The organism is Micromonospora sp. D75 (genome assembly GCF_018070405.1).
In the GTDB taxonomy this organism is placed as follows: domain Bacteria; phylum Actinomycetota; class Actinomycetes; order Mycobacteriales; family Micromonosporaceae; genus Micromonospora; species Micromonospora chalcea.
The window spans coordinates 1-2,672 of sequence record NZ_JAGPXV010000735.1 but is presented as its reverse complement, the minus strand read 5'-3'; the positions used below and the strand labels follow the sequence as shown (position 1 = coordinate 2,672).

Here is a 2,672-nt window from a genome sequence, read left to right as displayed (position 1 = left end):
GCATCATGGCGCGTACCACCTCGCGCGGCATCGGCGCGCCCACCCCGGCGGCGTGCGAGCGGATCAGCGCGTGCTGCAGCTCGGCCCGGCGCTCCGGTGCGACGAACGTGTTGGCGAGCGCGCCGAACCCGGTGGAGACGCCGTACACCGGCCGCCCGGCCGCCTCGATCCGGTCCACGATGGACCGGGAGGTCGCCATCGCCTCGGTGGCGGCCGGGTCGAGCACGACCTTGGCGGTGCCGCGGGCCACCGCGAGCACGTCGGCGGGGGTGACCCCGGTGGACAGGATGGTCACTGTGGTCATCGCGGCACTCCGTTGTGCAGAACCTGGCGGATCAGTGGCACCCCCGGCCGGTAGGCCAGGTGCAGGTGGGACGGGGCGTCGAGGATGATCAGGTCGGCCCGCGCCCCGGGGGTCAGCCGCCCCACGTCGGTGCGGCGCAGCGCCGCCGCCCCACCGGCGGTAGCGGCCCACACCGCCTCCGCCGGGGTCATCCGCATCTCGCGTACGGCGAGCGCGACGCAGAACGGCATCGACGACGTGTACGACGAGCCGGGGTTGCAGTCGGTGGCGAGCGCGACTGTCACGCCCGCGTCGAGCAGCCGCCGGGCGTCCGGGTACGGCGACCGGGTGGAGAACTCGGCGCCCGGCAGCAGCGTGGCGACCGTCTCCGAGCCGGCCAGCGCGTCGACGTCGGCGTCGGTCAGGTGGGTGCAGTGGTCGACGCTGGCCGCGCCCAGCTCCACGCCGAGCCGTACGCCCGGCCCCGGGCCGAGCTGGTTGGCGTGCAGCCGTACGCCCAGACCGGCGGCCTGCCCGCAGGCGAGGATCGCCCGCGCGTGGTCGGCGTCGAACGCGCCCCGCTCGCAGAACACGTCGATCCAGCGGGCGTACGGCGCGGCGGCGGCGAGCATCGGCCCGCAGACCATGCCCACGTAGTCGTCCGGGCGGTCGGCGTACTCGGCGGGGACCACGTGCGCGCCGAGGAACGTGGTGTCCTCGGTGAACTCGGCGGCGATGCGCAGCGAGCGGGCCTCGTCGGCGACGGTGAGGCCGTACCCGCTCTTGATCTCGACGGTGGTGGTGCCCTGCCGCAGCATCTCCGCGCGTAGCCGGCCCACAGTGGCGCGCAGGTCGTCGTCGGAGGCCGCGCGGGTGGCGCCCACAGTGGTGCGGATGCCGCCGCCGGTGTAGCGCTCGCCGGCCATCCGGGCGGCGAACTCGGCGGCCCGGTCCCCGGCGAAGACCAGGTGGGCGTGGCTGTCCACGAAGCCGGGCAGCACCGCCGCGCCACCGGCGTCGATCCGCCGGTCGGCGGCGGGCGCGTAGCGGGTCGACCCGATCCAGGCCACCTGGCCGCCCTCGACCAGTAGCGCGGCGTCGCGCCTGATGCCCAGCGGGTCGCCGTCGCGGCCGTCGTTCGTGACCAGCTCGCCGATGTGGTCGACGAGCAGGCTGCCGCGCGTCACGAGTCCTCCTTCGCGGTCACCGCCGCGATCGCGTCCCGCAGCTCGGTGGGCACGTCCACGGTCAGGTGCCGGCCGCCGTCCACCACCGGCCTCCCGTCCACGATCACGCTCGTCACGTCGGCGGCGGTGGCGGCGAAGAACGCGCCGGCCGGCGGCACCCCGGCGGTGCGGGCGCTGTCCAGCCGTACCGTGACCAGGTCGGCTCGCTGCCCGACGGCGAACCGGCCGGCGTCGCCCCAGCCCAGCGCGGCGTGCCCGCCGACGGTGGCGGCGCCGAGCAGCTCGGCCGGCGTGAAGTGCCCCCGCCGGCGGGTACGCAGCCGCTCGTCCATCTCCAGCGCGCGGGCCTCCTCGAACAGGTCCACCACGGCGTGACTGTCGCTGCCCAGGCTCAGCGGGCTGCCCGCGTCGGCCATCCGGCGCACCGGGCCGACCCCGTCGGCCAGGTCGCGCTCGGTGGTGGGGCAGACGCAGACCCGGGTACGGCTGTCGCCGAGCAGCGCCACGTCGGCGGCGGTCGGGTGGGTGGCGTGCACCGCTGTGGTGTGCGGGCCGAGCACGCCGTGGTCGGCCAGCAGCCGCGTCGGGGTGCAGCCGTGCACGGCCCGGCAGGCGTCGTTCTCGGCCGGCTGCTCGGACAGGTGCACGTGCAGCGGCAGCCCGTTGCGGTCGGCCCAGCCGGCTACGGTGGCGAGCTGCTCGGCCGGGACCGCGCGCACCGAGTGGATGGCCGCGCCGAGCCGGACGTGGTCGTCGGCCGGCCCGAACGCGTCCACCCGCGCCGCCCAGCGCAGCGCGTCGCCGTCACCGAACCGGCGTTGCGGCCCGGTCAGCGGCGCGCCGTCCACGCCCCCGGCCAGGTACGCGGTGTCCAGCAGCGTGAGCCGCACACCGGCGTGCGCGGCGGCCTCCACGAGCGCTGCGGACATGGCGTTCGGGTCGTCGTACGGGGTGCCGCCGGGACCGTGGTGCAGATAGTGGAACTCGCCCACGCAGGTGATCCCGGACAGCGCCATCTCCGCGTACACGGCGCGGGCCAGCGCCAGGTAGGTGTCCGGGTCGAGCCGGGTCGCGATCGCGTACATCAGGCTGCGCCAGGACCAGAAGTCGCCGCGCCCGTCGTGGGTGCGCCCGCGCAGCGCGCGGTGGAACGCGTGCGAGTGCGCGTTCGCCAGGCCGGGCACCGTCAGGCCGGGCAGCCG

The 2,672-nt window shown here is 76.2% G+C and carries 3 protein-coding genes; all 3 read right to left on the bottom strand.

Annotated features, from left to right (window positions below; genetic code table 11):
- Positions 1–304 (bottom strand): aromatic amino acid lyase (locus KBX39_RS28335; protein WP_210873465.1); only part of this gene is annotated, 304 nt, incomplete at its 3' end.
- A complete protein-coding gene (hutI, locus tag KBX39_RS28330; RefSeq protein ID WP_210873463.1) occupies positions 301–1,470 on the bottom strand; it encodes an imidazolonepropionase in 1,170 nt (389 codons plus the stop codon). The genes KBX39_RS28335 and hutI, both read right to left, overlap by 4 nt.
- On the bottom strand, positions 1,467–2,672 hold a 1,206-nt coding region (locus KBX39_RS28325), incomplete at its 5' end, for a formimidoylglutamate deiminase (protein WP_210873460.1). The genes KBX39_RS28325 and hutI, both read right to left, overlap by 4 nt.